The organism is Micromonospora sp. NPDC050695 (genome assembly GCF_040654415.1).
In the GTDB taxonomy this organism is placed as follows: domain Bacteria; phylum Actinomycetota; class Actinomycetes; order Mycobacteriales; family Micromonosporaceae; genus Micromonospora.
Genome location: NZ_JBFAHZ010000121.1, coordinates 1 through 2737, shown reverse-complemented (window position 1 = coordinate 2737; position 2737 = coordinate 1). Strand labels below are relative to the sequence as shown.

The following is a 2737-nucleotide window of genomic DNA, read 5'->3' as shown; positions in this document are numbered from 1 at the left end:
AGGACATGGCGTAGACAACCACATCCTTGCAGGTCGGGTGCACCTTTCCTTGATCACCCTCGATACCCGCTATCTACTCTGAATAGCGGAGGTCAAGCACCTGATTAGCCTCACCGGTGACCTGCGCGAGCGGGGCGTGGACCTGAAGGTCATCCAGCAGGACATCGACACCTCCACCTCCACCGGCCGACTCATGCTCCACCTGCTCGGCGCATTCGACGAGTTCAACCGGGAATTGATCGTGGAAGGAACTCGGGAGGGTCTGGCCGCCACCACCAACCGCTGCCGCAACGGCGGGCGCCCGCACAAGCTGTCCATGCGCCAGATCAAGCAGGTCTACCAGATGCTCGACGAACGCGGCCCCGACGACCGTCCGGTCTGGAACGTCACCGGCATCGCCCGGCACTTCGCGGTGTCCCGCCCGATCATCTACAAACTCATCGACGACCGCGCCGAACTGGCCGCCCACCTCACCGGCCGATAGCCGCACAGCGGAAAGGTAGCGTGACCACCATGAACCTCGACGAGCTCGCTCAGCGGGTCGCCACGCTGGAGGCGGAGGTCGGCGTGCTGCGGCAGGAGGCGGCCGCGGCACGCGCGTTGGCGTCCGGCGCCGATCGCGACGTCGCCGACTACCGGGCCGAGTTGCGCGGGCACACCCGCACGCTGGGCGCGCTGCTGCGGGAGACCCAGCTCGAACAGGGACAGGCGATCACCGGGCTCGGCGAGAAGGTCGATCAGCTGACCGCGACGGTCGGGCACCTCCGCGATCAGCACGGCGCCCACCTGACCGAGATCGTGGGACTGCTCAACCGGCTGATCGACCGCGACGGCCAGCAGGAGTAGCCTCAGCCGACATATAGCGCAGCCCGCCGGCTTCCCCGTGGCCGGTGGGCTGCGCTATGTCCGGGGCCGGTCGCGCGCCTCGACGCCCCCGGCCGGGGTACATGCCACCAGCCCCAAAGTCACCTACCGGTAGCTCGGTGTGGGGGATGTCAGCAGGTCGATAGGGTGTCGGCCGTGGCCAGTAACGTACGCGACGTCCCGGCCGGCGACCTGACCACCGAGCAGGTCACCCTGCTGGTGCGGCAGCTCACGGCGATGCACGCCGAACTGTCCGAGGTCCTGGCCATGATGGAGTCCTGCAACGACAGGCCGATCATCTGGTCGTAGGCGGCCAGGGCCAGCGCGTGGACCCTCTGGCCGATCCCGGCCGCGGCCCAGTCCTTGACCCGGCGGCGGATAGTGCGGTCCGAGCACCGGGTGGTGGCGATGCGTTCGTAGCCAGAGCCGTGCACAAGCGCGTCGATGACGTGCTCGAACACAACGAGGTCGGGGATACGGCGGCGGTGGCAGCCCAGCGGATGGGCCGGGTCAAACTCCGGTCGCTGGGGAAGTAGCGCGGCGAACTCGACCCAGACGGGGTTCAACAGCGATGATGGCAGCGCAGGCACGGGACTCCTGTCGATCACTGAGCGTAGAGAACTCCATGATCGACGGATCGTGCCTGCTTGCTACCCCCGAGCCACCGTCTGTCCAAATCGTTGCCTACTGCCGGTCGCTCTTAGCCAACAGAGTCCTTGCGAACGCCCTGGTACAGGCCCCCGCAGGTGCGGGGGCTTGGCGTTCGGCCTCCCCTACTACTGTGCTCGTCCACTGGACGGTTTCTGTTCCGGCCCGGGCAACCAGAAAGCCGGCGCGGAGGTTGAGTTCGATGCGCCGGAAGTGGAGGGCGGATTCGATGTTTGAGGCGAGCGCAATTCGGCCGCAACCCGTAGGGTCTTGCTTATGTCCGAGGCCTCCATGCCCCACGGACGTGCGGGCCACCGGAGCTCCGGGACGTTCTGGTCAATGTATTTCCGGGTGTCAGGTTGAAGCCGATCAAAAACAGCCTGACTCCTGGCTGCCTCATATACCTCTTGAACATCGGGTATCCCGATCCGCCTTGCAAACAGCGGCAGCTGCTCGACCCCTTTCCAGTTCAGCTTTTTGTGTGAAGCGCAGTAGCTTTCAAGAAATATGGCCCACGTTTCAATCGTCATCGGCATGGGTGCATCTACCTCAATCTACTCAATTCCAAGTTCCCTGAACCACAATCCGGTGCCACCGACATGGCACTTGTCGACGCAAGCGGCGCTTTTGCGCGCATGCAACACCACAGATCTACCGTTCGGCATCCTCCCGGACGGTTCGAGAACACCTTCGTCGCACACAACGGTAGAGCTCCCGACGAACGTTCATGCTTGTGACGCCTGCCACTCCACTCAGGGCCCCGGAGTAGTCCGCGAATGTCCTGTTTGATCTGATCTTGTTCTGGGGTCGTGCCCGGATGAAGAGCGAGCACGTCACCTGTTGCCGCCCAGCCAACTGGGAGCGCAAGGCACGATGCGAGCACGACAGCGGCGGCCACTGCGGCGCGGAGTTTCCACGAGCGTGAGGCAAGGGGCTGCGTGATCATGGCAACGGAGACTACCTACGGGATCATGGTCGCGGGAGATCCGTCGTGCCGCATTTGTGTCGTCAGGCGTAGGCAACGTGGCACATCCGCGCAGGTCAGACAGCCCAAGGGTGTTTGTGGGCTGCCACGAGCTTTCCGGACAGGGGATCTACTAACGACTTGGTGCGCGATTGATGCCGGACCCGAGTCGCTGATCGAGGCGCTGCGCGACACCCCGAAGCTTCCGGTCGGCGGGCAGTGGGCCACGTTCCTGCGGAACCACGACGAGATCGACCTGTC

General features: G+C 64.6%; 4 protein-coding genes and 1 pseudogene. 4 read left to right on the top strand and 1 reads right to left on the bottom strand.

The features are described 5' to 3' along the window. The first annotated feature begins 82 nt into the window (after positions 1–82). From AB0H52_RS31710 to AB0H52_RS31700, 3 genes are all read left to right on the top strand, one after another. Positions 83–484 carry a recombinase family protein gene (locus AB0H52_RS31710; protein WP_151493288.1) on the top strand — a complete coding sequence of 134 codons (402 nt, stop codon included), beginning with the start codon at positions 83–85 and terminating at the stop codon, positions 482–484. 29 nt (positions 485–513) lie between these two features. Beyond that, positions 514–846 (top strand): hypothetical protein, encoded by a 333-nt coding sequence (locus AB0H52_RS31705; RefSeq protein WP_151493287.1) that lies wholly within the window; start codon positions 514–516, stop codon positions 844–846. Positions 847–1020: 174 nt separating this feature from the next. Further along, positions 1021–1173 (top strand): hypothetical protein, encoded by a 153-nt coding sequence (locus tag AB0H52_RS31700; protein ID WP_192580536.1) that lies wholly within the window; start codon positions 1021–1023, stop codon positions 1171–1173. Here the strand turns inward: AB0H52_RS31700 and AB0H52_RS31695 are convergent. Beyond that, positions 1140–1454: pseudogene (locus AB0H52_RS31695) on the bottom strand (IS5/IS1182 family transposase); the annotation flags it as partial. The gene AB0H52_RS31700 and the pseudogene AB0H52_RS31695 sit on opposite strands and share 34 nt — an antisense overlap. A 1002-nt stretch (positions 1455–2456) precedes the next feature. Here AB0H52_RS31695 and AB0H52_RS31690 point away from each other — a divergent pair. Then, the coding region (locus tag AB0H52_RS31690; RefSeq protein ID WP_357951957.1) for a hypothetical protein at positions 2457–2737 on the top strand (281 nt) is incomplete at its 3' end.